The following is a 25,429-nucleotide window of genomic DNA, read 5'->3' as shown; positions in this document are numbered from 1 at the left end:
GGGGCCGCGATGCTGTGCGAACCCGCAGGAATCCGTGGAATCGTGAGCGCATGACGGTCATGCCGATGTTCCCGCTCGGGTCGGTGTTGTTCCCGGCGATGCCGACGGCGCTGCGCGTATTCGAAGAGCGCTACATCGTCATGCTCTCGACGATCCTCGGCGATGAGCCGCCCGAGTTCGGCATCGTGCTCATCGAGCGCGGCAGCGAGGTCGGCGGCGGCGAGCATCGGTTCCCGATCGGCACGGTCGCCCAGATCACCCGCGTCGAGACGAGCGAGGGCTTCATCGGCCTCATCGCCCAGGGCGACCGGCGCATCGAGGTCGTGACGTGGCTCGATGACGACCCGTACCCGCGCGCCGAGGTGCGTCCGGTTCCCGAGCTCGAGTGGAGCGACGAGCACCGGCCTCTGCTGGAGCGGGCCGAGCAGCTCGTGCGACGCACGATCTCTCGCGCGAGCGAGTTCGTCGAGCAGCAGTGGCCCGCCGACATCGAGCTGAGCGACGACCCCGTTCAGGCCTGTTGGCAGCTCGCCGGCATCGCGCCGCTCGGGCCGCTCGACCAGGTCCGCCTGCTGCGGGCGACGACGGTCGTCGAACTGCTGAGCGGCATCATCGAGGCGACCGAGGGTGCCGCCGAGATGCTCTCGATGCCGGGACTCGACGACGACGACTTCTCGGCGCTGCTCGACGGCGAGTAGCCTGCCGCCATGACCGAGGTGATCGCCCTCCCCATTCCCGTCGATGCCGCGACTGCCGCGTGGGCGGGCCCCGTGTTCGTGCTCATGGCGCTCGCCGGATTCACGGTGCTCGTCTGGCAGACCGTTCGCTACTTCCGCGACAATCGCGAAGACAGCGATCAGAGCGACGACCGCTAGCGGTGCCGAGCGGGTAGAGTGAGCCCTAGTAGCACCCTCAACTGAACACCGGCCGTTTCCGCGATGCGGGAGAGCCGTGGGCCCGGCGCCCGCGGCACCGAAGGAGCAAGCCTCCCCGCCAATCTCTCAGGTCTATGTACCGCATCTGCCAGGCCACTCTGAAAAGCAGAGCGCGCATCCGTCGTCGACGATTGCGACGCTCTCGCCCACGGTGAAAGCGTCCCACCGGCTGCCACGAGCAGTCCGGCGGCGCGAAGCTCTCAGGCACCATGACAGAGGGGGAGTTCCACCGGCCGTCAGCGTCAGGAGAACTCCGTGTCCGAGTCCATCGCCCCCCAGCGCCACTCGCCCCTGCACGCCGTGCACGAGGCGCTCGGCGCGGCCTTCACCGACTTCGCCGGGTGGCAGATGCCGGTGCGCTACAGCTCCGACCTCGCTGAGCACCACGCGGTGCGCACCGCAGCGGGCATCTTCGACATCTCGCACATGGCCGAGATCGCGGTCGACGGCCCCGACGCGGCCGCATTCCTGGATGCTGCGCTCGCCGGCCGGCTCTCGGCGATGGCACCCGGCAAGGCCAAGTACTCGCTCGTGCTCGACGAGCACGGTGGCATCGTCGACGACCTCATCGTGTACCGCATGGGCGACACCTCCTACCTCGTCGTCGCGAACGCCTCCAACCGCTTCGCCGTCGTGGATGCCCTGCGCGAGCGCGCCGCCGGTGTCGGCGGCCCGGCCTTCGCCGTCGAGATCGACGACCGCACCGAGCAGATCGCGCTCATCGCCGTGCAGGGTCCGGCCTCGGCCGCGGTGCTCGCCGCGACCGCGGGGCTCACGATCGAGGGTCTCGAGGCGCTGAAGTACTACGCCTGGGGGTCGGGCAGCTTCGCCGGCACCGACCTGATGGTCGCGCGCACGGGCTACACGGGCGAAGACGGCTTCGAGCTGTACGCGCCGGTCGAGCACGCGGCCGCGCTGTGGGCCGCCCTCACCGCCGCGGGCGAGCCGCTCGGGCTCGTGCCCTGCGGGCTCGCCGCCCGCGACACCCTGCGGCTCGAGGCGGGCATGCCGCTCTACGGGCACGAGCTCGGCCTGAGCATCCAGCCGGTGCAGGCCGGCCTCGGCCGCGTGGTCGTCACCGACAAGCCCGCGTTCGTGGGCCGCGACGCGATTCTCGCCGGCCCGCCCGAGGGAGCCCCGGTGCTGGTCGGTCTGCGGGCCGAGGGCCGTCGGGCCGCCCGCGCCGAGTACCCCGTCTTCCACGGCGAGACCCTTGTCGGCGGGGTCACCTCGGGCGCGCTGTCGCCCACGCTGGGGTACCCGATCGCCATGGCGTTCGTGTCGCCCGAGGCCTCCGCGCTCGGCACCGCGCTCGAGCTCGACGTGCGCGGCACCCGCATCCCCGCCACGGTCGTGGCGCTGCCCTTCTACTCCCGTTCCTGATCCGCCCATCCGCCCCTCACCGCACCGCTGATCGAAAGGCCACCCTCATGAGCGCCGTTCCCGCCGACCTGCAGTACACCGCCGAGCACGAGTGGGTGCGCCTCGAGGGCGACGTCGCCACGGTCGGCATCACGCAGTACGCCGCCGATGCGCTCGGCGACGTCGTCTACGTCGATCTGCCCAAGGTCGGGGCGGCGCTCGCCGCCGGGTCGATCGTCGGCGAGGTCGAGTCGACCAAGTCGGTCGGCGAGTTGTACGCGCCGCTCGACGGCGAGGTCGTCGAGGCCAACAGCGCCGTCGTCGACGCCCCCGAGACCATCAACTCCGACCCCTACGGCGAGGGCTGGCTCGTGAAGGTGCGCGTTTCGGGCGCCCCCGCGCTGCTGAGCGCCGACGAGTACCGCGCCCTCATCGGCGAGTAGCACCGCCCGTTCCGCCACCGACCGCACCGGCATAGAGAGAGACCTTCTGTGAGCATCCCCTTCGTCGACCGCCACATCGGCCTCGACGCCGACGCCCGCCAGCTCATGCTCGACGCGCTCGGCTACGCCTCGCTCGACGCGCTCATGGATGCCGCGGTGCCGTCCGCGATCCGGCAGACGGCCCCGCTGCGCAGCCTGCCCGCGCCCGCGACCGAGGCCGAGGCGCTCGCCGAGCTGCGCGCCCTGGCGGCGCACAACCGCGTGAGGCGCAGCATGATCGGGCAGGGGTACTACGGCACGGTGACGCCCGCGGTCATCCAGCGCAACGTGCTCGAGAACCCGAGCTGGTACACGGCGTACACGCCGTACCAGCCCGAGATCTCGCAGGGGCGCCTCGAGGCGCTGCTCAACTTCCAGACCATGGTGAGCGAGCTCGCGGGCCTGCACACCGCGAACGCCTCGATGCTCGACGAGGCGACGGCGGTCGTCGAGGGCATGCTGCTCGCGCGCCGCGCCTCGGGCTCGGCCTCGAACGTCTTCCTCGTCGACAGCGACATCTTCGCCCAGACCCGGGCGGTGCTCGACGGCCGCGCCGAGGCCGTCGGCCTCGAGCTGCAGTACCTGCCGCTCGCCGAGACCGACCCGGCCGACCTGCCCGAGGCCTTCGGCGTCTTCGTGCAGTACCCGGCGGCCTCGGGTCGCATCTGGGATCCGTCGGCCATCATCGCCCGCGTCAAGGAACACGGCGGCCTCGCGATCGTCGCCGCCGACCTGCTCGCCCTCACGCTCGTCACGAGCCCGGGCGAGCTCGGCGCCGACGTCGCCGTCGGCACGACGCAGCGCTTCGGCGTGCCCATGGGCTTCGGCGGACCGCACGCGGGCTACCTCGCCGTACGCGAGGGCCTCGAGCGGCAGATGCCCGGCCGCCTCGTCGGCGTCTCGAAAGACGCCGACGGCCGCCCCGCCTACCGCCTCACGCTGCAGACGCGCGAGCAGCACATCCGCCGCGACAAGGCGACCAGCAACATCTGCACCGCGCAGGTGCTGCTCGCCGTCATGGCCTCGATGTTCGGCGTCTACCACGGGCCCGACGGGCTGCGCCGCATCGCCGAGGGCGTGCACGCCCAGGCCGCCGGCTTCGCCGCCCGCCTGCACGCCGCGGGCATCGAGGTGGCGCACACCGACTTCTTCGACACCCTCGAGGTGCGCGTGCCGGGCCGCGCGGCCGAGCTCGTCGAGACCGCGCGCGAGCGCGACCTGCTGCTCTGGCAGGTCGATGCCGACACCGTGCGCTTCAGCTTCGACGAGGTCACCGCGGCGAGCGGCATCGGGTTCTCCCGAGCCACCGACGGCCTGGCCGCCGACCTCGCCGCCGTGTTCGGCCTGAGCGACGGCTTCGGGGTGAGCCTGACCCCGCACCTGCCCGAGGGGCTTCGCCGCGCATCCGACTACATGACGCACCCGGTGTTCCACATGCACCGCAGCGAGACCGCCATGATGCGCTACCTCAAGCGCCTCGCCGACCGCGACTACGCGCTCGACCGCGGCATGATCCCGCTCGGCTCGTGCACCATGAAGCTCAACGCGGCCACCGAGATGGCCGCCGTGACGTGGCCCGAGTTCAGCGGCCTGCACCCCTTCGCGCCGCTCGACGACGTGCAGGGCTCGCTCGTCATGATCGGGCACCTCGAGACCTGGCTCGCCGAGCTCACGGGCTACGACGCCGTGTCGCTGCAGCCCAACGCCGGCTCGCAGGGCGAGCTCGCGGGTCTGCTCGCCATCCGCGGCTACCACCGCTCGCGCGGCGACGAGCACCGCACCGTCTGCCTCATCCCCTCGAGCGCGCACGGCACCAACGCCGCCTCCGCCGTGCTCGCGGGCATGCGCGTCGTCGTCATCGCGACGACCGAGACGGGCGACGTCGACCTCGCCGACCTGCGCGCGAAGATCGCCGAGCACCGCGACGAGCTCGCGGCGCTCATGATCACCTACCCCTCGACGCACGGCGTGTACGAGCACGAGGTCATGCAGGTCACGGCGGCCGTGCACGAGGCCGGCGGCCAGGTCTACATCGACGGGGCCAACCTCAACGCGCTGCTTGGCTACGCCCGCTACGGCGACATCGGCGGCGACGTCAGCCACCTCAACCTGCACAAGACGTTCTGCATCCCGCACGGTGGCGGCGGTCCGGGGGTCGGACCCGTGGCGGCCAAGGCGCACCTCGCCGAGTTCCTGCCCGGGCATCCGCTCGCCCAGATGCACCAGCACCCGCCGTTTGACCACACGACGGGCCACGCCGGAACCGTCGAGCACCGTGGCGCGCCCGTCTCGGCCGCGCCCTACGGTTCGGCGAGCATCCTGCCCATCTCGTGGGCCTACGCCCGCATGATGGGCGCTCAGGGGCTCACGGATGCCACGGCCAACGCCGTGCTCGCCGCCAACTACGTCGCCCTGCGCCTGCGCGACCACTACCCGGTGCTCTACGCGGGCGAGAACGGGCTCGTCGCGCACGAGTGCATCCTCGACCTGCGGCCGCTCAAGGAGGCGACCGGCATCGGCAACGACGACGTCGCGAAGCGCCTCATGGACTACGGCTTCCACGCGCCGACCATGTCGTTCCCCGTCGCGGGCACGCTCATGATCGAGCCGACCGAGTCGGAAGACCTCGCCGAGCTCGAGCGGTTCATCCAGGCCATGATCGCCATCCGTCTCGAGGCCGACGCCGTCGCGGCAGGGGAGTGGCCAGCCGACGACAACCCGCTCGTCAACGCGCCGCACACGGCCGAGAGCGTCATCGCGGGGGAGTGGCAGCACGCGTACTCGCGCGAGCTCGCCGTCTACCCCTCGGCCGGCGACCGCACGGCGAAGTACTGGCCGCCGGTGCGCCGCGTCGACCAGGCCTACGGCGACCGCAACCTCGTGTGCTCCTGCTTGCCGATCGAGGCGTTCGCCTAAGGGCTCGGGGTCGGCGAGGGGCTCGGCACAGGCATCGGGGCGAGCAGCCCCGGGAACGCCGCGGCGGCCCACGGGTAGCCGATGAAGATCACGGCGTCGATGACGGTGTGGGCGATGACGAGCGGCAGCAGCCGCCCGTAGCGCGTGTAGAGCCAGCCGAACAGCAGGCCCATCGCGAAGTTGCCGACGAAGGCCCCGAAGCCCTGGTACAGGTGGTAGGTCGCCCGCAGCAGCGCGCTCGTGAGGATGATCGTCCACGGCCCCCAGCGCAGGTCGCGCAGGCGCGCGAACAGGTAGCCGACGACGATGACCTCCTCGGTCACGCCGGCCCGCAACGCCGAGAGCAGCAGTACGGGCACCGTCCACCAGTGCTCGTCAAGCGCCGTCGGCACGACGGTCACGGTGATGCCGAGCGCGCGCCCGACGAGGTACAGCGCGAGGCCGGGGATGCCGATGACGAGCGCAAGCCCGACGCCGTCGCGGGTATCGCGCCACGGTCGCGTGCCGTCGATGCCGAGGCGGCCGAGATGCGGGCGCGCGGTGCTCCACAGCAGGAAGGCCACGAGGGCGACCGGCACGAGGTCGAAGAACACGCCGAGCAGGTTGTAGATGAGGTCGAAGATCTCGCGCTGATCGCGCGGGGGGTTGAGCGTGGCCGTCTGATCGCCGAGCGGAATGTCCCGCGTCAGCCGGTTCGCAATGGCGACGATCGAGTAGACGGCGCTCGCGCCGAGCGACAGCCCGAGCACGAGCAGGATCTCGACGCGCAGCCGCCGATCGCCGGGCAGCGCGCCGGGCGAGGGCTCGGCATCCGGTCGCATCGTCATCGCTCCATTCTCTCTGGGCTCACCGGGCGTTGTGCAGAACCCGCAATCACCGCCCCGGATGCCCGCTGCTCTTTGGAGCACCCCGACAGCCGCCTCCCGCTCGTCGGTGGCCGCGCGCGCCGCGGTTTCAGCGTTGACGGTGAACTCTCTTCAGCAGAACGCACGATTCGTGCGATGCGCCCGGGCCTCATGCAATATTCATGCGAAACCTCGCCGGAACCTGCGCGAGCGTTACCGGTGTGTAACGAATCGGCCTACAGTTTGGCGGGGGTATCTCTGGGTCTCTAGGGTCGTACCCAACAGGCGTGACGGCGCGCTCGGAAAACGTGCCGCCACGCATCCATCTTGCACAGGAGGAAAATTGCGTATCAGCAGATTCGCGGCCGCCACGGCCACGATCGCGGCGAGCGCTCTCGTTCTCTCGGCTTGCGCAGCGCCGCAGTCCGAGGTCGTCGAGGGAAGCTCCATCACGGTCGCGTGGAACCAGCCGTTCTACTCGTACAACAGCAACACGTCGTTCGGTAACGCCACGGCCAACGCCAACATCGTGTACCTGACCAGCGGTGGTTTCAACTACTACAACAACGTTCCCGAGCTGGTGAAGGACGAGTCCTTCGGCACCTACGAGCTCGTCTCGGAAGACCCGCTGACGGTCAAGTACACCGTTGCGGACGACGTGCAGTGGTCTGACGGCACGGCCGTCGACGGCGCCGACCTCCTGCTCGCGTGGGCCGCGAACTCGGGCGTGCTGAACACCCCCGACTTCGACCCGGGCGAGTTCACCGACCCCGAGACCGGTGAGTTCACCGACGAGTACCCGACCGACGTCGTCTACTTCGACGGCGCCATCGGTGCGGGTCTGCAGCTCGTCACCGAGACGCCCGTCATCGACGGCCGCTCGATCACCCTCGTCTACGACGAGTTCTTCGTCGACTGGGAGCTCGTCTTCGGCGTGGGCCTGCCGGCGCACGTCGTCGCGCAGCGCGCGCTCGACATCGAGGACGCGGCCGAGGCCAAGACGGCGCTCATCGAGGCTATCCAGAACAACGACGCGGCCGCCCTGGCGCCGATCTCGAGCACCTGGAACTCGGACTGGAACTTCACCGAGCTGCCGGCGGAGGAGGACGCGAACCTCCTCGTCGTCAACGGCCCGTACCAGATCACCGACTTCGTGGCCGACCAGTCGATCACCCTGACGGCGAACCCGAACTACCGCGGTGACAACCTCCCGAACATCGAGGAGATCACCATCCGCTTCATCACCGACCCGCTTGCCGCCGTGCAGGCGCTCGCCAACGGTGAGGTCGACATCATCAGCCCCCAGGCCACGGCCGACGTCGCGGACGCGCTCGCCGCGCTCGACGGTGTCACCGTGCTGTCGGGTGAAGAGGCCGTCTACGAGCACATCGACCTGCAGTTCGCCGAGTCGAAGAACGGCACGTTCGACGACCCGCTCGTGCGTGAGGCCTTCCTCAAGACGATCCCGCGTCAGCAGATCGTCGACACGCTCATCAAGCCGCTCAACCCCGAGGCCGAGGTCCGCAACTCGCAGATCTTCATCCCCGGTGCCGACGGCTACGACGAGACCGTCGCCAACAACGGCATGGACGCGTTCACCGAGGTCGACATCGAGGGCGCCAAGGCGCTGCTCGCCGAGGCCGGCGTGACCGCTCCTGACGTCTGCATCCTCTACGCATCGAACAACCCGCGTCGTGTCAACGAGTTCGCCCTCATCCAGGCTTCGGCCGCTGAGGCCGGCTTCGTGGTCGAGGACTGCGGCAGCCCCGAGTGGGGTGGCCTGCTCGGCACCCCCGGTGCGTACGACGCGGTGTTCTTCGGCTGGCAGTCGACGAGCCTTGGTGTGACCAACAGCTCGCCGACCTTCCGCACGGGCGGCATCAACAACCTCAACTACTACAGCAACCCCGAGGTTGACGCGCTGCTCGACGAGCTGGACGTCACCCTTGACGTCGAGCGCCAGATCGAGATCCAGGTCGAGATCGACAAGCTGCTGATGGACGACTTCTACGGTCTGACCATCTTCCAGTTCCCCGCCGTCACCGCGTTCTCCGACCGCGTGACGAACGTGGAGCCGGGACCGCTGTCGCCGACCATCTTCTGGAACGCGTGGGACTGGGAGCCGACCGAGAGCAACTAGTCGATAGCCCAGCTATCGGCTGACTCAGGTCAGTCCTTCTCAGCACAGGGGCGCTGGGGCCGCACTGCGGTCCCAGCGCCCCCCGCTGAGAGCCCCCCGTTCACAGATAGGTAGGGTGCCATTCCCATGGCAGCATTCGTCATCCGGCGGCTCATCGCCTCCGTCTTCGTTCTTCTCGCGGCCACGTTCCTCATGTACAACCTGGTCGCACTCTCGGGCGATCCGCTCGAAGACCTGCGGGCGAGCAACGCCCCCAACAAAGAGCAGCTGATCGAGTCGCGCATCAAGCTCCTGCGCCTCGACGTCATCCCGCCGCTGCGGTACTTCCTCTGGCTCGGCGGCCTCTTCCAGGGCGACTTCGGTGTCACCGTCCAGGGGCGCAGCGTCAACGCCCTGCTCGAGCAGGCCCTCGGTTCAACGCTGCAGCTCGTCACGATCGCCACCGTCGTCGCGATCATCCTCGGCCTCATCGTCGGCATCACGACCGCGCTGCGCCAGTACTCGGGCTACGACTACACCGTCACCTTCATCTCGTTCCTCTTCTTCTCGCTGCCGATCTTCTGGGTGGCCGTGCTGCTCAAGCAGTTCGTGGCCATCGGGTTCAACGACTTCCTCGAGGACAACCCGCAGCTGCCGGCGTGGCTGATCGTCATCGCCACGATCCTCGCGGGCCTGCTGTGGGCCTCGATCATCCCGGGAACTCTTCGCCGCAAGGCGCTGACCTTCGCGATCGCGGCGGGTGCGACGGCGAGCATGCTCGTCATCATGAACCTCGTCAACTGGTTCACCTACCCGGGCCTCAGCATCGCAGGTGTCGCCATCGTCGGCCTCGGGTCTGCGGTCGGCCTCACGGCCCTCATCACGGGTCTCAAGAACCGCCGAGCGCTGTATGCGGCTCTCACCGTCGCGGGCCTCGGGCTCGCGCTCTACTTCCCGTTCCAGTTCGGCATCTCGTACTCGATCACCGAGTGGTGGATGCTCGCGGCGCTCGCGGTGCTCTCCGTCGTCGTGAGCGTCGGCATCGGATGGTTCATGGGCGGGGTCGACCGCGGCCCCGTCATGCGCGTCGCCGGCTTCACGGGCTTCCTCACGGCGGGCGCGATCGCGCTCGACCGCTTCATGATGGTGTGGGACGACTACGCGTCGTCAGGCCGCATCCGCGGCCGCCCGATCGCCACGATCGGCTCGTCGACCCCGAACCTCGAGGGCTCTCTCTGGGTTCAAGGCGTCGACATCTACACGCACTTGCTGCTGCCGACCATCGCGCTCATCCTCATCTCGTTCGCCACCTACACGCGCTATTCGCGGGCGAGCCTGCTCGAGGTCATGAACCAGGACTACATCCGCACGGCCCGCGCCAAGGGCCTCGCCGAGCGCACGGTCGTCGTGCGGCACGCATTCCGTAACGCCCTCATCCCGATCGCGACGATCGTGGCCTTCGACATCGGCGGCATCGTCGGCGGCGCCGTCATCACCGAGCGCGTGTTCGGCTGGACGGGAATGGGGGCGCTCTTCCAGAACGGCCTCGATGGCACCGATCCGAACCCCGTCATGGCCTTCTTCCTCGTCGTCGGCGGCCTCGCGATCCTGTTCAACCTGATCGCCGACCTCGTATACGCCGCACTCGACCCACGAATCCGAGTCAACTGATGAGCAACCTCTCCGCACCCGTCCCCTCCGGCGGCGTCACCGACGCCGAGAACAACCTCGAGAACAAAGAGGTCGAGGGCCTCTCGCAGGGCCAGATCGTGCGTCGGCGGTTCTTCCGCCACCGCGGAGCGGTCGCCTCGATGATCACGCTCGCGTTCATCATCGTGCTCGCCTTCTCGGCGGTCGGACTCGACTTCTCGGTCTTCGGCTTCCAGGTCAAGACCCCCGGCTGGTGGCAGTGGACCTGGACCGAGATCCCCACGCCGCAGAACGGCGGCCGCCCGACGCTCAGCCTCGTGCCGGAGTGGCTCGGTGGCGAGGGCGTGCGCTTCGGCGACCACCCCTTCGGGCAAGATGACATCGGCCGCGACATCTTCGCGATCGTCATGCGCGGCACCCAGCAGTCCATCGTGATCATGCTCATCGTGGGCCTCATCGCCACGACCATCGGCACCGTCATCGGCGCCGTCGCCGGCTACTACCGCGGCTGGGTCGACTCGGTGCTCATGCGCTTCACCGACATCATCATCACGATCCCGCTCATCGTGATCGGCGCCGTGCTCGGTCTCGCCTTCGGCAAGCTCGGCGCGTTCTTCCTCGCCATCATCATCGGCCTGTTCACGTGGACGGGTCTCGCCCGCCTCGTGCGCGCCGAGGTGCTGAGCCTGCGCGAGCGCGAGTTCGTCGATGCGGCCCGCGTGGCCGGCGCGAGCGATCGCCGCATCATCTTCAAGCACATCCTGCCGAACGCGATCGGCGTGATCATCGTCAACACGACGCTGCTCATGGCCGCGGCGATCCTGCTCGAGACGGCCCTGAGCTTCCTCGGCTACGGTGTGCAGTCGCCCGACACCTCGCTCGGCAAGATCATCAGCGACAACCAGGCAGCGTTCGGCACCCGGCCGTGGTTGTTCTGGTGGCCGGGCGTGTTCATCATCGCCATCGCCCTGTGCATCAACTTCATCGGCGACGGTCTGCGCGACGCGTTCGACCCGCGCCAGAAGCGCCTGCCGAACGCGCGCGCCCTCGCGAAGGGACGCAGCGGCGGTCTCGACCGCGCGTCGGTCGTCGTGACCGGTCGCGGAGCAGGCATGCAGGGCGGTTCGGGCAGTGCTGGCATGCGGGGCTTCGACGCGGATGCGCCGGACGCCCGTGACACCGACCGCGGTGGGCCCACGCCGTGACCACCGCGGTGATGGGTCGAGCGCTACAGGAGGAGTCCCAGCACGCTCAGCACGAGCAGCACGCCCAGCAGCACGATCGTGCGCGTGTGCGGCGTGCGCCGCAGGGTGCCGGGCTCGAGCGGGCCGTCGAGCAGGCCGTCGTCGCGGAGCTGCTCCCAGTGCCGACGGATCTGGTTCGCCGCCGCCCCACTCTCGCTCGAGAGCGTGTCGCCGGGGCGGATCGAGCCGGCCAGTCGAGCGGTCTCGCTCACGCGCGTGTCCTCCGGGCCGAGCGTGAAGACCGTGTAGCGCCCCGACGCGGGCGCCGCCCAGGCTTCGACCTTTCCGCGCGGCGTGTACAGGGTGAGTGCCCACTTGGTGTCGATGCGCTGGATGGCGGGCCACGGCACGTGCCAGGTGCTCAGCGGGTTGCGGATGGTCACCTCGTGCTCGAGCACCTCGACCGCGGGCATCCAGTACAGGGCCCAGGTGAGCGCCGCCAGCAGCAGCAGCCACCAGCCGTACCGCAGCAGGCCGGCGACATCGCCCGCCACCACGAAGCCGATGAGCGCTCCGACAGCGATCAGCGCCATGGTGATCGTCAGAACTCGACCGAAGGCGGGGCGGAAGCTCGCGGGCTGGAATCGCATGCGCCCAGCTTCTCAGACCCCCGCATCATGACCGCACGGAAGGACCACCCGTGAGCAGCACCACCTCTACCGCCGTCGAGACCGTACTCGAGGTCTCCGGCCTCGGCGTCGACTTCTGGGTCGACGGCGAGTTCTACCCGGCCGCCGTCGATCTCGACTACACCGTCAAGCGCGGCGAGGTGCTCGCGATCGTGGGCGAGTCGGGCTCGGGCAAGTCGTCGAGCTCGATGGCCCTGCTCGGACTGCTGCCGCCGACGGCGCGCGTGAGCGGATCGATCAAGCTGCTCGGCCGCGAGATCTCGCAGCTCGACAAGCGCGAACTGCGCGCGGTGCGCGGCCAGCAGATCGCGGTGATCTTCCAGGAGCCGATGACGGCCCTCAACCCCGTCTACACGGTCGGCTTCCAGATCGTCGAGACGCTGCGCACCCACTTCGACATGACTCCGGCTCAGGCCAAAGAGCGCGCGATCGAGCTGCTCACGAAGGTCGAGATGCCCGACCCGGCGACGGCCTTCAACAAGTTCCCGCACCAGCTCTCGGGCGGCCAGCGGCAGCGCGCCATGATCGCGCAGGCGATCTCGTGCGACCCCGTGCTGCTCATCGCCGACGAGCCGACCACGGCGCTCGACGTCACGGTGCAGGCCGAGATCCTCGAGCTGCTGCGTAGCCTGCGCACGCGTCTTGACAGCGCGATCGTGCTCATCACGCACGACATGGGCGTCGTCGCCGACCTGGCCGACAAGATCATGGTGATGAAAGACGGCCTCGCCGTCGAGCAGGGCACGGCTCTGGAGATCTTCCAGTCGCCGAAGCACCCGTACACGCAGTCGCTGCTCGCGGCCGTGCCGCACCTCGGCATCGACATGACCGACGCCGGCTCGCGCTCGGCCGACCGCACGGGCGTCGAGCCCGTGCTGTCGTTCCAGGATGTGTCGATCGAGTACCCCAAGCGCGGTCGCGTGCCGGCCTTCCTCGCCGCCGACGACATCACGCTCGACGTCTTCCCGGGGGAGATCGTGGGCCTCGTCGGCGAGTCCGGATCGGGCAAAACGACGCTCGGCCGCGCCGCGGTCGGCCTCCTGCCGATCAAGCAGGGCCGCCTCGTGTCGGCGGGCATCGACATCTCGAACGCCTCGCTCAAAGAGCTGCGCCCGCTGCGGCGCAAGGCCGGCATCGTGTTCCAAGACCCGGGCTCGAGCCTCAACCCGCGCATGCCCATCGGCGAGAGCATCGGCGAGCCGCTGCTGCTCGCGGGCGAGGCGAGCGGCAAAGACCTCGACAAGCGCGTGGAGGAGCTGCTGAGCCAGGTCGAGCTCCCGTCGAGCTACCGCAACCGCTACCCGCACGAGCTCAGCGGCGGTCAGCGCCAGCGCGTGGGCATCGCCCGCGCCCTCGCGCTCACCCCGCAGCTGCTCGTGGCGGATGAGCCGACGAGCGCCCTCGACGTCTCGGTGCAGGCCCGATTCCTCGATCTGCTGCAGGAACTGCAGCAGCGTCTGCAGTTCGCCTGCCTGTTCATCAGCCACGACCTCGCGGTCGTCGATATCCTCGCGCACCGGATCGCGGTGATGCACCGGGGTAGACTGGTCGAGCAGGGTTCGCGCGATCAGATTCTGCGCAACCCCCAAGACCCTTACACTCAGCGCCTCATCGCCGCTGTTCCCCTGCCCGATCCTGTGGCGCAGCGGGAGCGTCGAGAGCAGCGCGCAGCCTCCAAGGACTGATTCACCATGGCACTCGCCACCCGCACCGACCTGCGCAACGTGGCGATTGTCGCCCACGTCGACCACGGCAAGACCACCCTCGTCGACGCCATGCTGCGTCAAACCGACTCGTTCGCCGCCCACTCCCACATGGAGGACCGGGCGATGGACTCGAACGACCTCGAGCGTGAGAAGGGCATCACGATCCTCGCCAAGAACACGGCGGTGACGTACAAGGGCAAGCACTCCGGTGGCCAGGACATCACGATCAACGTGATCGACACCCCCGGCCACGCCGACTTCGGCGGCGAGGTCGAGCGCGGCCTGAGCATGGTCGACGGCGTCGTGCTTCTCGTCGACGCGAGCGAGGGCCCGCTGCCCCAGACCCGGTTCGTGCTGCGCAAGGCGCTCGCGGCCAAGCTGCCGGTCATCCTGCTCGTGAACAAGACCGACCGTCCGGATGCTCGGATCGAGGCCGTCGAGGAGGAGACACACGATCTGCTGCTGGGCCTCGCGAGCGACCTGCAGGACGAGGTGCCCGACCTCGACGTCGACGCGATCCTCGACCTCCCGGTGATCTACGCCTCGGGCCGTGCCGGTGCCGCGAGCCGCACCCGGCCCGCCGATGGCAGCCTGCCCGACAACGACGACCTCGAGCCGCTGTTCGAGGCGATCCTGCAGCACATCCCGGCGCCGAGCTACGACGACGAGCACCCGCTGCAGGCGCACGTCACCAACCTCGACGCGAGCCCGTTCCTCGGCCGCATCGCGCTGCTGCGCATCTTCAACGGCACCCTCAAGAAGGGCCAGCAGGTCGCCTGGGTGCGCCACGACGGCACGCACAGCTCGATGCGCATCACCGAGCTGCTCAAGACGCGCGCTCTCGAGCGCTACCCGGCCGAGTCGGCCATGGCCGGCGACATCGTCGCGATCGCGGGCATCGAAGACATCACGATCGGCGAGACGATCGCCGACCTCGACGACATCCGCCCGCTGCCGGCCATCACCGTCGACGAGCCCGCGATCTCGATGACCATCGGCACCAACACCTCGCCGCTCGTCGGCAAGGTCAAGGGCCACAAGCTCACGGCCCGCATGGTGAAAGACCGCCTCGACCGCGAGCTCATCGGCAACGTGTCGATCCGCGTCGTCGACATCGGGCGCCCCGATGCGTGGGAGGTGCAGGGGCGCGGCGAGCTCGCGCTCGCCATCCTCGTCGAGAACATGCGCCGCGAGGGCTTCGAGCTCACGGTCGGCAAGCCGCAGGTGGTCACCAAGACGATCGACGGCAAGCTGCACGAGCCCTTCGAGCACCTCACGATCGATGCGCCGGAGGAGTACCTCGGCGCGATCACCCAGCTGCTCGCGGCCCGCCGCGGCCGCATGGAGGGCATGACGAACCACGGCACCGGCTGGGTTCGCATGGAGTTCATCGTGCCGAGCCGCGGCCTCATCGGGTTCCGCACCGAGTTCCTCACCACCACGCGCGGCACCGGCATCGCCAACGCCATCGCGCACGGCTACGAGCCGTGGGCCGGCTCGATCGTGTCGCGCAACAACGGCTCGATCGTGGCCGACCGCTCGGGTGTCGTGACGAGCAACGCCATGATGGCGCTGCAGGAGCGCATGTCGTTCTTCGTGAAGCCGACCGACGAGGTCTACGAGGGCATGGTCGTGGGCGAGAACTCGCGCGCCGACGACATGGACGTCAACATCACGAAAGAGAAGAAGCTCAACAACATCCGCTCGTCGACGGCGGAGGAGCTCGAGCGCCTCACGCCGCCGCGCCAGCTGACGCTCGAAGAGTGCCTCGAGTTCGCCCGCGAGGACGAGTGCGTCGAGGTGACGCCCGAGATTGTGCGCATCCGCAAGGTCGAGCTCGACCAGACGCTGCGCGCGCGGGCGACGTCGCGGTTGAAGAAGCAGAACGCCTAGGGCCATCGCGCGCCCCGGGCCCGACCCGTCTGGAGCATCCATGACTCGTCCGCACCTCCGCCAAAGCGTCGCTGCGGCGGCGATCGTGATCGCCCTGGCGACCGGCACCTCCGCGTGCAGCACCGGCACCCCGATCGACAACATCGTCGAGGGGCTCGTGCAGCAGGGTGTCGATCAGCTCGTGGGCGGCATCGACGAGCAGATCCGGGGCCTCGTCGACGACGTGCTCGGCGGCGTCGAGCTCACGGGCGATGGCGAGGTGCCGGCGAGCTTCCCCGCCGAGGTGCCGCTCACGGGAGCCGTGCTCGGTGGCGGTGCCGGCCCGGAGGGATCGGGATGGGTGGTGCGCACGCAGCTCGATGGCGGGCTGGGCTTCGCCGACGCCGCGGCGGCGCTCGAGCAAGCCGGCTTCACGGCCTCCGGCGTGTCGAGCGACGCCACGAGCGGCTACGGGGCCTACTCCGGTGCGGCCTACCGCGTCGACCTGTCGGTCGCGACCGACGGCGAGGGTGTTGTCACGGCGACGTATGTGGTCACCCCGCGCTGAGGCGGTACCGACGGGCTCGCGCGGTTCAGAGCAGGGTCAGTGCAGTTAGGCTGAACGGGTGAAGATCGCACGCTTCAGCACCGGGGGCGACCCCCAGTTCGGCATCCTCGACGACGACGAGCTCGTCGTGCTTGTCGGCGACCCGATGTTCCACGGGTACGAGACCACGGGCGACCGCGTGAAGCTCAGTGACGCGCGCCTGCTCGCGCCGGTCATCCCGCGATCGAAGGTCGTGTGCATCGGCATGAACTACGCGGCGCACGTCGCGACCATGCAGTACGAGGTGCCCGAGAACCCGCTCATCTTCCTCAAGCCCAACACCGCCGTGATCGGGCCCGACGAGCCCATCATCATCCCGCCTGTCGAGGGCCGCATCACCCACGAGGGCGAGCTCGTGATCGTCATCGGCAAGATCGCGAAGCGCGTGAAGAAGGAAGACTGGCGCGATGTCGTGTTCGGCTACACGATCGGCAACGATGTGTCGGCCCGCGACGTCATGTTCGCCGACGGCCAGTGGGCGCGCGCCAAGGGCTACGACACCTTCGCGCCCATCGGTCCCTACATCGAGACCGAGCTCGACCCCACCGAGCTCGAGATCACGACGTTCGTCGACGGCGAGCCGCGGCGCAGCGGCAACACGCGCGACATGATCCACGGCGTTCCCGAGATCATCGAGTTCGTCAGCGACGCGTGGACCCTCCTTCCGGGCGACATCATCATGACGGGCACGCCCGACGGCCTCGGCGGCTTCCACGACGGCCAGCTGGTCGAGATCCGCATCGAGGGTCTCGGGGTGCTGCGCAACCCCGCGAAGAACCGCGACGATCGCGTCGACCCCTCCTGACGACCGCGACGGGTGGATGATGGAGCCATGAGCTCGGCCTCCACTCTCGCCCCCGCCCTCACCGCTGAGACCGTCGCGGCCGTGCAGCGGCGCACGCGCGGTGTGCTCATGGCCGGGCAGGTGCTCGCGGGGCTCGGCATGGGCGCCACGCTGTCGATCGGGGCGATCCTCGCCGCCGAGATCTCCGGCTCGCCCGCGTTCAGCGGCATGGCCGCCACGGCGGTGACGCTCGGCGCCGCGCTCGCGGCGATCCCGCTCGCCCGACTCGCGCGCCGCACCGGCCGCGCGCCGGCCCTCGCGACGGGAGCGCTGACGGCCGCCGTCGGGGCCATCGTGTCGATGACGGCGGCCGGCCTGCAGAGCTTCCCGCTGCTGCTGCTCGGCATCCTGCTCATCGGCAGCGGCACCGCCGTCAACCTGCAGTCGCGCTTCGCCGCCGTCGACCTCGCGGCCCCCGCGACCCGCGGTCGCGATCTGTCGCTCGTGGTCTGGGCGACGACCGTCGGCGCCGTCTCGGGCCCGAATCTCATCGGGCCGGGTGAGTCGCTCGGCGCGTACCTGGGGCTTCCCGATCTCAGCGGACCCTTCCTGTTCACCGTGATCGCGCAGTCGCTCGCGGCCGTGCTGTACCTCGTCGGCCTGCGTCCCGACCCATTACGGATCGCTGAAGCCTGGCGCGACGAGCAGGCGCGCGCCGCGCGTGCGGAAGAGGAGCGCTCGGGGGTGGCGGCGCCCGTCGTGGTCGACGCGGTCGACGATCGGCCGGGCATCCGCCTCGCGATGCTCTCGATCGCCCTGAGCCACGCGACGATGGTCGCCGTCATGGCGATGACCCCCGTGCACCTGACCGCGCACGGCGCGAGCCTCGTGATCGTCGGCTTCACCATCAGCCTCCACATCGCGGGCATGTACGCGCTGTCACCGGTCTTCGGCATCCTCGCCGACCGGGTCGGTCGCCGGGCGACGGTGCTGATGGGGCAGGGGATGCTCGCCGCGAGCCTGCTCATGACGGGTCTCGGCTCCGAGAGCGAGGGCTGGGTCGTGGCTGGCCTGATCTTCCTGGGGCTCGGGTGGAGCGCGAGCACGGTCGCCGGGTCGGCGCTGCTCACCGAGTCGGCCGCCCCCGATCGCCGCACGATCGTGCAGGGACGCAGCGACCTCGTCATGAGCGGCAGCGGCGCGGTCGGCGGGGCGCTCGCGGGCGTCGTGCTCGCCATGCTCGGGTACAACGGTCTGTCGTTCGTGACGATGGCGCTCGTCGCCACGGTGGTCGTCGCGCTCGCGATCACGCCCCGCCGTGCCGCCGTAGACTCGAGCGTGTGACCAGCCCCGCCTTCTCCACCGCGACCGGCGCCGATGTGCGCGTGCGCTTCTGCCCCTCGCCGACCGGCACCCCGCACGTCGGGCTCATCCGCACGGCCCTGTTCAACTGGGCCTATGCGAAGCACACGGGCGGCACGATGGTGTTCCGCATCGAGGACACCGATCAGGCGCGTGACAGCGAAGAGAGCTACCACCAGTTGCTCGACGCCCTACGCTGGCTCGGCATCACGTGGGACGAAGGCGTCGAGACGGGCGGGCCGAACGAGCCGTACCGCCAGTCGCAGCGTGGCGAGATCTACGCCGGTGTGATCGAGCGGCTGCGCGAGAGCGGGCACCTCTACGAGAGCTTCCTGACGGCGGAGGAGATCGAGGCGAAGAACCTCGAGCTCGGCCGCGACCCCAAGCAGGGTTACGACAACTGGGACCGCGAGCTCACCGACGCTCAGAAGGCCGCCTACCGCGCCGAGGGCCGCGAGCCCGCGCTGCGCCTGCGCGTGCCCGACAGCGACCTGAGCTTCACCGACCTCGTGCGTGGCGAGATCACCTTCCCGGCCGGCAGCTTCGTCGACTTCGTTGTCGTGCGCCCGAACGGCCAGCCGCTGTACACCTTCGTCAACCCCGTCGACGACGCCCTCATGGGCATCACGCACGTGCTGCGCGGGGAGGATCTGCTGTCGTCGACCCCGCGGCAGATCGCGCTCTACCACGCGCTCATCGAGATCGGCGTGGCCACGGCGATCCCGCAGTTCGGCCACCTGCCCTACGTCATGGGCGAGGGCAACAAGAAGCTCAGCAAGCGCGACCCCGAGTCGAACCTCTTCCACCACCGCGACCGCGGCTTCATCCCCGAGGGGCTGCTGAACTACCTCTCGCTGCTCGGCTGGTCGCTCGCGCCCGACCGCGACGTCTTCACGATGGACGAGATGACGGCCGCGTTCGATGTCGCGAACGTCAACCCCAATCCCGCGCGCTTCGACGTGAAGAAGGCCGAGTCGATCAACGGCGACCACGTGCGGCGGCTCTCGCTCGACGAGTTCGTCGAGCGCAGCATCCCGTACTGCTCGGGTGCCGGTCTGTTCAACGACGTGCCCCGCCCGGCCGAGCGCGCGCTGCTCGCGGCCGCCGCGCCGCTCGTGCACGAGCGCGTGACGCTGCTCGGCGAGGTGCCCGGCCTGGTCGCCTTCCTCTTCACCGCCGATAACGACCTCGAGATCGAGGCGGATGCTCGCAGCTCGCTCGGCGACGACGCGGCTGCCGTGCTCGACGCGGGCCTCGCCGCGCTCGAGCCGCTCGCCGAGTTCGAGCCCGCCGCGATCGAGGAGGCCCTGCGCCTCGCCCTCGTCGACGGGCTCGGCCTCAAGCCCCGCGTCGCCTTCGGCGCGTTGCGCGTCGCGGTGTCGGGGCGCCGGGTCAGCCCGCCGCTCTTCGAGTCGATGCAGCTGCTCGGCCGCGACTCGACGCTCGCGCGCCTGCGGGCCCTGCGCGCGACCCTCTAGCGCCTTTTCTCCCCAGATCTGGGGCACAAGGGCGGTCGAGCACCGCGGTTCGGTCGTTGTGGGGTGAATCTGGCGCCGTCAGCGCGGCGCGGTCGGCATGCGCCGCACATCCGCGACGCGCTCGGCGATCGCGATTTGCGCGGGCGGCCGGAGCAGCACCCAGGCCACGGCCATGACGACCACCGATGCGGCGAACACGGCCGCGCCGAGCCAGCTCTCGCCGTCATCGATACCGAGGTACATCGCGTTGAGGTTGCGCCGCGCCCCCGTGAGCAGCACGAGCCCCACGTGCACGACCGTGAAGGCCAGGTAGAACCAGAGCACGAGCGAGTGGATCTGCCGCGCCCAGGCGTCGGAAAGAGGACCGCGGGTGCGCATCCACCGCTGCGGCCACACGGGGGAGAGGCGCAGCCCGGTGGCGAGCGCGAGCGGCGCGGCCACGAACACGGTGGCGCCGTAGAACAGCACCTGCAGGGCGTTGTAGTACGCCCAGCTCGTGTGCTCGGGCCAGTCGAGCGAGAGGTACTGCAGGCCGGCCGAGATCGCATTCGGGATGACCGACCACTCGGTCGGCACGATGCGCGCCCAGTGCCCGCTCACGAACAGCAGCACCACATACACGAGGCCCGTCGCGATCCACAGCGTCACGACCACGAGGTGCCACCAGGTGTGCAGCCCGAGGCGCTTCGGTGCGCCCGCGGTGCGCGGCCATCGGTTGCGGCGCGTCACGAAGGCGGGAGGCCGGGTGCCCGCGCGCAGGTGCAGCGCCGAGCTCACGATGAAGAGCAGGAAAAAGGCGTTGAGCGCGTGCGTCCAGCTGAGCCAGGCGGGGAAGCCCGTGGGGGTGCCGGGCGGGGGAGCGACGGCGCCGGGGTACTGGGCGATGAAGGCGGCACCAGCAGGGTCGTCCCGCCACCACCGGGCGAGCAGCACGCTCACGGCGAGGGCGAGCACGGCAGCGGTGACGGCGAGCACGAGGGCGCGGGGAGGTCGGCGGGGGCTCGCGGCGTGCACCCCTCTACGGTAGTCGGCGGGGGCTGGATGCCCGGGCAGGGCGCGGGGGCATCCGACGCCTCGTCGTCAGACCTGGGAGGATGAAGCCGTGATCGACGAATTCTCGCGGCGTCCGGAGTGGGTTCGCTGGATTCCCGCGGTCCTGCTCGCGGTGATCATCGTCGTCGCGGTGGTCTTCTCGCTCGTCGGCGCCCCGCGTCTGACGGCCGAGCCCGGGCCGGGCACGACCGAGCAGGTGACCGACCTCAACTGGTCGGTGTTCACCGACGAGGGGGTCGCCTACATCGACGCCGCGCGCACGCCGCGCATCGACCTCAGCTCGCCGCCGGTCGACGCGGTCTCGCTGGGTCTGCCCGCCGATGGGGCGTTCACGGTCGGCCCGCACCCCACCGATCTCGACTACCGCCTCGTGCTCATCGCCACCGCCGAGCAGCCGAACGGGGCCCTGCTCGTCACCCCGCAGTTCACGGTCAGCACGAGCGGCGGCCGGCTGCAGTCGGTGCGGGTCGAAGAGCGCGGGGCCTACGACTTTCGCGAGACCTACCTGCTCATGGCCGAGCGCTCGGCCGACCTGGGCTACACGACTCCGCCGTCGACGCGTCTCGCGGCGGCCGTCTCCGAGGCGCGCGAGTCGGGTGAGCCCGCCGTCGTGCGCTCGAATCGCGGCCTCAGCACGGGCATGGGCGTGACGGCGGAGGCCACGTGCTTCGGCGCCGGCTTCTGCCAGGTGTCGTACATCGTCACCCCGGCCGTAGGGTAATATTGCCACTCGGCCCGCTCGCGGGTCGCCTCAGCCCGGCCCCGGCCGCGCTGATGGGGTGTGGTGTAATTGGCAACACGGCTGATTCTGGTTCAGTTGTTCTTGGTTCGAGTCCAGGCACCCCAGCTCTTCACGGCTTCTGCTCGCGTGCGAGCGCCGCTCCGGCGGCGCGCAGCCAGCGCTCCGGCTCATGCACGGCGGCCTCGGGCGACCCGGCCAGCCCGATGAGCGTGAGCACGCGCCCGAGGCCCCCGGCCTCGGCATCCCGGGCGCTCTCGACGTCGGCCTGACCGGCGACGATCGCGACGGGCACGCCGGTGACGGATGCGCGCTCGACGACCCCTCCCACCACTTTGCCCGCGCGGCTCGTCGCGTCGAACCGGCCCTCGCCCGTGATGACGAGGTCGGCGCCCTCGAGCGCGGCATCGAGGCCGGTCAGGGCGGCGATCGCCTCCGCCCCCGACCGGATGCTCGCGCCCCAGTACCGCGCGAACCCCCACGCTGTGCCGCCCGCGGCCCCCGACCCCGGCCGGAGGTGCTCGTCGCCGCCGGCGATCGCGGCTGCGCGCGCGAGACCGGATTCGAGGCGTTCGACCTGCTCGGCCCTCGCGCCTTTCTGCGGCCCGAACACCGCGGCGGCGCCGCGCGGGCCGACGAGCTCGGCGGTCGTGTCGGTGAGCAGCGTCATGCCTCCGGGCGGCGCAGCCCGCAGCAGCACAGGGTTGAGGGCGGCGAGCCGTTCGAGTGCGCCGCCGCCGTCGGGCAGCGCCCGGCTCTCGGCGTCGAGCAGCCTCAGCCCGAGGGCGCTGAGCGCACCGAGCCCGCCGTCGGTCGAGGCCGAGCCGCCGAGCGCGAGGGTGATGCGCTGCGCGCCGGTTTCGAGCGCCGAGACGACGGCCTCGCCGACGCCGCGGCTCGAGGCCGTGAGGGGGGCGAGGGCGGGCGCTCCGTCGTCGCCCTTCGGCAGCAGGGTGATGCCGCAGCACTCGGCGAGCTCGATCACGGCGTGCTGCTCGGGCAGCAACAGCCAGCGCGCGTCGTGCGGTTCGCCCGTCGGGCCCGCGACTCGGGTGCTGCGCCACTGCGCGTCGGGCACCGCCTGCGCGATCGCGTCGAGCGTGCCCTCGCCGCCGTCGGCCTGCGGCACGAGCAGCAGCGCGTCGTCGGGACGCTCGGCCTGCCAGCCGGCCGCGAGCGCGCGCGCGGCATCCCGTGCGGAGAGCGTGCCCTTGAACGAGTCGGGGGCGATGACGATGCGGCGGCGCATGCCTCGATGATCGCAGGGCGCTTCCGAGAAATATAGACACCATCACTATCGATAGTGCTACTATCTGTACATGAGGATGTCCGAACTGAGCTCGACGACCGGCGTCGCGGTGCCCACGCTCAAGTTCTACCTGCGCGAGCAGCTGCTGCACGCGGGGGAGCGCACGAGCCCCAACCAGGCCCAGTACGACGACAGCCACGTCGCGCGAGTGCGCCTCGTGCGGGCGCTGCTCGAGGTGGGCGGGCTCAGCGTGGCCCGAGCACGCGAGGTCGTCGGCGCGGTCGACGCCGGCTCCCTGCCGCTCAGCTCGGTGTTCGGCGTCGCCCAGCGCGCCGTCACCGTGCCGGCGCCGCTCGCCGACGACGCACCCGCGCCCACCGAGGGCGACCGACTCGTCGCCGAACTGTGCGCGGCCCGCGGGTGGACCGTCTACCCCAACAACCCCGGCCTCGCCCTCGCCGCCCGCGTGCTCGACACCTACGCCGCGCTCGGCCAGCAGCGCCTCCACGCCGTGCTCGAGCCCTATGCCGAAGCGGCCGACCTCGTCGCCGGCGCCGACCTCGCGGCGGTCGCCGCCGCACCCGATGAGACCGAGATGACCAACGTGGTCGTCGTCGGCACCGTGCTCGGCGACGCCCTCCTCGCGGGCCTGCGCCGCATCGCCCAAGAAGCGGAGTCCTTCCGCCGCTTCCCCCTGCCCGAGGGCGTTCCGGCCCCGGGCTCCGCCACCACGACCGACGAGGACTGCTGATGACCACCACGACCGCGCCCGCACCCGCCGCCGACTGGCGCCTCGACCTGCCGCCGAGCAGGTGGCACCGCCCGCTGCTCGTGCTCGGCATCCTGCTCGCCGCATTGACCGTGGTGACGCTCGTCGGCTACCTCGTCGACGACCGCGAACTGCTCGGCGTGAATCTGTGGGAGAAACCGCTGAAGTTCGCGATCTCGGGCGTGCTCTACGCGGTCACGTGGGCGTGGCTCATCGGGCACTTCACGCGCTGGCAGCGCGCGGCGTGGTGGGCGGGCACGGTCATCGCCGTGACCCTCGCTATCGAGCTCATCATCATCGTGGGCGCGGCGGCCGCGGGCATCACGAGCCACTTCAACGTCTCGACGCCGCTCGCCACGACCCTGTGGTCGATCATGGCCGCCGCCATCACGACGCTTTGGGTGGCCACGTTCGTCGCGGCGGTGGCGCTGTGGCGCAACCCCGGCGCCGACCCGGCGCGCCAGGCCGCCATCCGCACGGGCGTCGCGATCTCCCTGCTCGGCATGGGCCTCGCGTTCCTCATGACGGGTCCGACCGCCGACCAGCTCAACGACTTCCAGGGCATCGCGGGCGCCCACGCGGTCGGCACGGCCGACGGCGGCCCCGGCCTGCCCCTGCTCGGCTGGAGCACGATCGCCGGCGACCTGCGCATCCCCCACTTCATCGGCATGCACGCCCTGCAGGCCCTGCCGCTGCTCGCCCTGCTGCTCGAGCTCGGCGCTCGCCGCGGACTCGTGCCGCTGCGCGATGCCTTCGTGCGCCGCGGGCTCGTGCTCACCGGCGCGGGCGCGTACCTCGCGGTCGTCGGGCTCGTGACGATGCAGGCGCTGCGCGGCCAGTCGATCGTGGCTCCGGATGCCCTCACGCTGTCGATCGGCATCGCCATCGCCGCGGCCTCCCTCGCCGCCGCGCTCGCGGTCGTCGCCGCGGGAGCGCGGCGATCGCACCTCGCGGCGTCGGCGTCGGCGGGCTAGTCGATCTCGAGCGCCTCGCCGGGCTGCAGCACGGTCACCCGGCCGCCGTGCGCCTCGACGACCGTGGTGATGCGAGCGTTCGCCATGGCGTTGCCGGCGTCGGAGTTGACCCGCTCATGGGTCGGGAAGGCCCGGCGCGGCCGCACGGTGTCGAGGTAGTCCATGACCTCGCCGATCTTGAGCCACGGGGCGCTCGCCGGCACGGCGAGCACCTCCACGGTTCCGGGCGGCACCGTGAACGAATCGCCCGGGTAGTAGAGGGTCTCGTTGACGAAGACGCCGACGTTGTCGACGATCGGGATCGAGCGGTGGATGGTCGCGTGGTGCCCGCCCGAGAACGCGAGGGCGAAGGGGCCGGCGGCGCGGACGTCGCCGCCATCGACGATCTGCCAGTGGTAATCGGGATGCGCGGCGGCGACCCCGGCGGGGGCGAACAGCTCGACCGGGCCGGGCGCGGCGGCGAGCAGCCGGTCGAGGTGCTCGCGGGTCACGTGGTCGCCGTGCTCGTGGGTGACGACGATCGCGGCGAGGTTCTCGACGGCGAACGGCGCGGTGAAGCTGCCCGGATCGATGACGAGCGTCGACCCCGAGTGCTCGACGACGAGGCAGGCGTGCTCGCGCTTCGTGATGATCATGGGCACACTGTACTCAGCG

Annotated in this window: 22 protein-coding genes, 1 tRNA gene and 2 riboswitches; of the genes, 18 read left to right on the top strand and 5 right to left on the bottom strand. The window is 70.4% G+C overall.

The features are described from left to right. Positions 1-50: 50 nt before the first annotated feature. From NNL39_RS01770 to gcvP, 5 genes are all read left to right on the top strand, one after another. Positions 51-698 (top strand): LON peptidase substrate-binding domain-containing protein, encoded by a 648-nt coding sequence (locus NNL39_RS01770; protein ID WP_255159996.1) that lies wholly within the window; start codon positions 51-53, stop codon positions 696-698. A gap of 9 nt (positions 699-707) precedes the next feature. Then, complete coding sequence (locus NNL39_RS01765) at positions 708-875, top strand: hypothetical protein (protein ID WP_255159995.1); 168 nt, start codon at positions 708-710, stop codon at positions 873-875. A 56-nt stretch (positions 876-931) separates the two neighbouring features. Next, positions 932-1,027: riboswitch (glycine riboswitch) on the top strand. A 1-nt stretch (position 1,028) separates the two neighbouring features. Further along, positions 1,029-1,158: riboswitch (glycine riboswitch) on the top strand. 32 nt (positions 1,159-1,190) lie between these two features. Continuing rightward, positions 1,191-2,318: a glycine cleavage system aminomethyltransferase GcvT gene (gene gcvT / locus NNL39_RS01760; protein WP_255159994.1), complete on the top strand. Its 1,128-nt coding sequence runs from the start codon at positions 1,191-1,193 to the stop codon at positions 2,316-2,318. A 47-nt stretch (positions 2,319-2,365) separates the two neighbouring features. Continuing rightward, complete coding sequence (gene gcvH, locus NNL39_RS01755; RefSeq protein WP_255159993.1) at positions 2,366-2,740, top strand: glycine cleavage system protein GcvH; 375 nt, start codon at positions 2,366-2,368, stop codon at positions 2,738-2,740. A 48-nt stretch (positions 2,741-2,788) separates the two neighbouring features. Beyond that, positions 2,789-5,695: an aminomethyl-transferring glycine dehydrogenase gene (gcvP, locus tag NNL39_RS01750; protein WP_255159992.1), complete on the top strand. Its 2,907-nt coding sequence runs from the start codon at positions 2,789-2,791 to the stop codon at positions 5,693-5,695. Here the strand turns inward: gcvP and NNL39_RS01745 are convergent. Beyond that, positions 5,692-6,522, bottom strand: coding sequence for a CPBP family intramembrane glutamic endopeptidase (locus NNL39_RS01745; protein WP_407665135.1), 831 nt, complete (start codon positions 6,520-6,522; stop codon positions 5,692-5,694). The two genes, gcvP and NNL39_RS01745, sit on opposite strands and share 4 nt — an antisense overlap. Positions 6,523-6,883: 361 nt before the next feature. Here NNL39_RS01745 and NNL39_RS01740 point away from each other — a divergent pair, with 361 nt between their 5' ends. The 3 genes from NNL39_RS01740 (at position 6,884) to NNL39_RS01730 (ending at position 11,514) form a co-directional block, all read left to right on the top strand. Then, complete coding sequence (locus NNL39_RS01740) at positions 6,884-8,680, top strand: ABC transporter family substrate-binding protein (RefSeq protein WP_255159991.1); 1,797 nt, start codon at positions 6,884-6,886, stop codon at positions 8,678-8,680. Between the two features lie 126 nt (positions 8,681-8,806). Beyond that, positions 8,807-10,330: an ABC transporter permease gene (locus NNL39_RS01735; RefSeq protein ID WP_255159990.1), complete on the top strand. Its 1,524-nt coding sequence runs from the start codon at positions 8,807-8,809 to the stop codon at positions 10,328-10,330. Next, positions 10,330-11,514 (top strand): ABC transporter permease, encoded by a 1,185-nt coding sequence (locus NNL39_RS01730; protein WP_255159989.1) that lies wholly within the window; start codon positions 10,330-10,332, stop codon positions 11,512-11,514. Before NNL39_RS01735 ends, NNL39_RS01730 begins: the two co-directional genes overlap by 1 nt. Positions 11,515-11,537: 23 nt before the next feature. On the opposite strand, the gene NNL39_RS01725 is transcribed toward NNL39_RS01730, so the two are convergent. After that, entirely contained in the window at positions 11,538-12,143 is a 606-nt protein-coding gene (locus tag NNL39_RS01725) for a PH domain-containing protein (protein ID WP_255159988.1), read from the bottom strand. A 50-nt stretch (positions 12,144-12,193) separates the two neighbouring features. Here NNL39_RS01725 and NNL39_RS01720 point away from each other — a divergent pair, with 50 nt between their 5' ends. Genes NNL39_RS01720 through gltX form a run of 6 tightly spaced genes read left to right on the top strand, consistent with a single transcriptional unit; the run spans position 12,194 to position 19,991 of the window. After that, complete coding sequence (locus NNL39_RS01720) at positions 12,194-13,867, top strand: dipeptide ABC transporter ATP-binding protein (protein ID WP_255159987.1); 1,674 nt, start codon at positions 12,194-12,196, stop codon at positions 13,865-13,867. Between the two features lie 6 nt (positions 13,868-13,873). Then, positions 13,874-15,781, top strand: coding sequence for a translational GTPase TypA (gene typA, locus NNL39_RS01715; RefSeq protein ID WP_255159986.1), 1,908 nt, complete (start codon positions 13,874-13,876; stop codon positions 15,779-15,781). Between the two features lie 40 nt (positions 15,782-15,821). Beyond that, positions 15,822-16,328, top strand: coding sequence for a hypothetical protein (locus tag NNL39_RS01710; protein WP_255159985.1), 507 nt, complete (start codon positions 15,822-15,824; stop codon positions 16,326-16,328). 58 nt (positions 16,329-16,386) lie between these two features. Further along, positions 16,387-17,172, top strand: coding sequence for a fumarylacetoacetate hydrolase family protein (locus NNL39_RS01705; RefSeq protein WP_255159984.1), 786 nt, complete (start codon positions 16,387-16,389; stop codon positions 17,170-17,172). 27 nt (positions 17,173-17,199) lie between these two features. After that, positions 17,200-18,495, top strand: coding sequence for an MFS transporter (locus NNL39_RS01700; RefSeq protein WP_255159983.1), 1,296 nt, complete (start codon positions 17,200-17,202; stop codon positions 18,493-18,495). Further along, the gene (gene gltX / locus NNL39_RS01695) at positions 18,492-19,991 is read left to right on the top strand and encodes a glutamate--tRNA ligase (protein WP_255159982.1); all 1,500 of its coding nucleotides are present in this window, start codon (positions 18,492-18,494) and stop codon (positions 19,989-19,991) included. Before NNL39_RS01700 ends, gltX begins: the two co-directional genes overlap by 4 nt. A 78-nt stretch (positions 19,992-20,069) precedes the next feature. On the opposite strand, the gene NNL39_RS01690 is transcribed toward gltX, so the two are convergent. Next, the gene (locus tag NNL39_RS01690; protein WP_255159981.1) at positions 20,070-21,005 is read right to left on the bottom strand and encodes a cytochrome b/b6 domain-containing protein; all 936 of its coding nucleotides are present in this window, start codon (positions 21,003-21,005) and stop codon (positions 20,070-20,072) included. Positions 21,006-21,093: 88 nt separating this feature from the next. Between NNL39_RS01690 and NNL39_RS01685 the strand changes: the two genes are divergently transcribed. After that, positions 21,094-21,765: a hypothetical protein gene (locus tag NNL39_RS01685; protein ID WP_255159980.1), complete on the top strand. Its 672-nt coding sequence runs from the start codon at positions 21,094-21,096 to the stop codon at positions 21,763-21,765. Between the two features lie 54 nt (positions 21,766-21,819). Continuing rightward, a tRNA-Gln gene (locus tag NNL39_RS01680) sits at positions 21,820-21,891 on the top strand. A gap of 4 nt (positions 21,892-21,895) precedes the next feature. Here the strand turns inward: NNL39_RS01680 and NNL39_RS01675 are convergent. Next, entirely contained in the window at positions 21,896-23,032 is a 1,137-nt protein-coding gene (locus NNL39_RS01675; protein ID WP_255159979.1) for a glycerate kinase, read from the bottom strand. A gap of 70 nt (positions 23,033-23,102) precedes the next feature. On the opposite strand from NNL39_RS01675, the gene NNL39_RS01670 reads away from it, so the two are divergent. Next, positions 23,103-23,783, top strand: coding sequence for a MerR family transcriptional regulator (locus NNL39_RS01670; RefSeq protein ID WP_255159978.1), 681 nt, complete (start codon positions 23,103-23,105; stop codon positions 23,781-23,783). Then, on the top strand, positions 23,783-24,775 hold the full coding sequence (locus NNL39_RS01665; protein WP_255159977.1) for a hypothetical protein: 993 nt from the start codon (positions 23,783-23,785) through the stop codon (positions 24,773-24,775). The genes NNL39_RS01670 and NNL39_RS01665 overlap by 1 nt, the downstream gene beginning before the upstream one ends. Here NNL39_RS01665 and NNL39_RS01660 read toward each other — a convergent pair. After that, positions 24,772-25,410, bottom strand: a complete 639-nt coding sequence (locus NNL39_RS01660; protein ID WP_255159976.1) for an MBL fold metallo-hydrolase — start codon at positions 25,408-25,410, stop codon at positions 24,772-24,774. The two genes, NNL39_RS01665 and NNL39_RS01660, sit on opposite strands and share 4 nt — an antisense overlap. Positions 25,411-25,429: the final 19 nt, after the last annotated feature.

Origin of the sequence: Microcella humidisoli (assembly GCF_024362325.1) — a bacterium.
Taxonomy (GTDB): Bacteria; Actinomycetota; Actinomycetes; order Actinomycetales; family Microbacteriaceae; genus Microcella; species Microcella humidisoli.
The sequence above is the reverse complement of the archived record's forward strand: the minus strand, read 5'-3'. Positions and strand labels throughout refer to the sequence as shown.

Coding starts and splice junctions, on each gene's coding strand:
- NNL39_RS01765 (WP_255159995.1), top strand. CDS start 708: ATGACCGAGGTGATCGCCCTCCCCATTCCCGTCGATGCCGCGACTGCC.
- NNL39_RS01665 (WP_255159977.1), top strand. CDS start 23,783: ATGACCACCACGACCGCGCCCGCACCCGCCGCCGACTGGCGCCTCGAC.
- NNL39_RS01730 (WP_255159989.1), top strand. CDS start 10,330: ATGAGCAACCTCTCCGCACCCGTCCCCTCCGGCGGCGTCACCGACGCC.
- NNL39_RS01675 (WP_255159979.1), bottom strand. CDS start 23,032: ATGCGCCGCCGCATCGTCATCGCCCCCGACTCGTTCAAGGGCACGCTC.
- NNL39_RS01770 (WP_255159996.1), top strand. CDS start 51: ATGACGGTCATGCCGATGTTCCCGCTCGGGTCGGTGTTGTTCCCGGCG.
- NNL39_RS01735 (WP_255159990.1), top strand. CDS start 8,807: ATGGCAGCATTCGTCATCCGGCGGCTCATCGCCTCCGTCTTCGTTCTT.
- typA (WP_255159986.1), top strand. CDS start 13,874: ATGGCACTCGCCACCCGCACCGACCTGCGCAACGTGGCGATTGTCGCC.
- NNL39_RS01660 (WP_255159976.1), bottom strand. CDS start 25,410: ATGATCATCACGAAGCGCGAGCACGCCTGCCTCGTCGTCGAGCACTCG.
- NNL39_RS01745 (WP_407665135.1), bottom strand. CDS start 6,522: ATGACGATGCGACCGGATGCCGAGCCCTCGCCCGGCGCGCTGCCCGGC.
- gcvH (WP_255159993.1), top strand. CDS start 2,366: ATGAGCGCCGTTCCCGCCGACCTGCAGTACACCGCCGAGCACGAGTGG.
- NNL39_RS01670 (WP_255159978.1), top strand. CDS start 23,103: ATGAGGATGTCCGAACTGAGCTCGACGACCGGCGTCGCGGTGCCCACG.
- NNL39_RS01710 (WP_255159985.1), top strand. CDS start 15,822: ATGACTCGTCCGCACCTCCGCCAAAGCGTCGCTGCGGCGGCGATCGTG.
- NNL39_RS01700 (WP_255159983.1), top strand. CDS start 17,200: ATGAGCTCGGCCTCCACTCTCGCCCCCGCCCTCACCGCTGAGACCGTC.
- NNL39_RS01725 (WP_255159988.1), bottom strand. CDS start 12,143: ATGCGATTCCAGCCCGCGAGCTTCCGCCCCGCCTTCGGTCGAGTTCTG.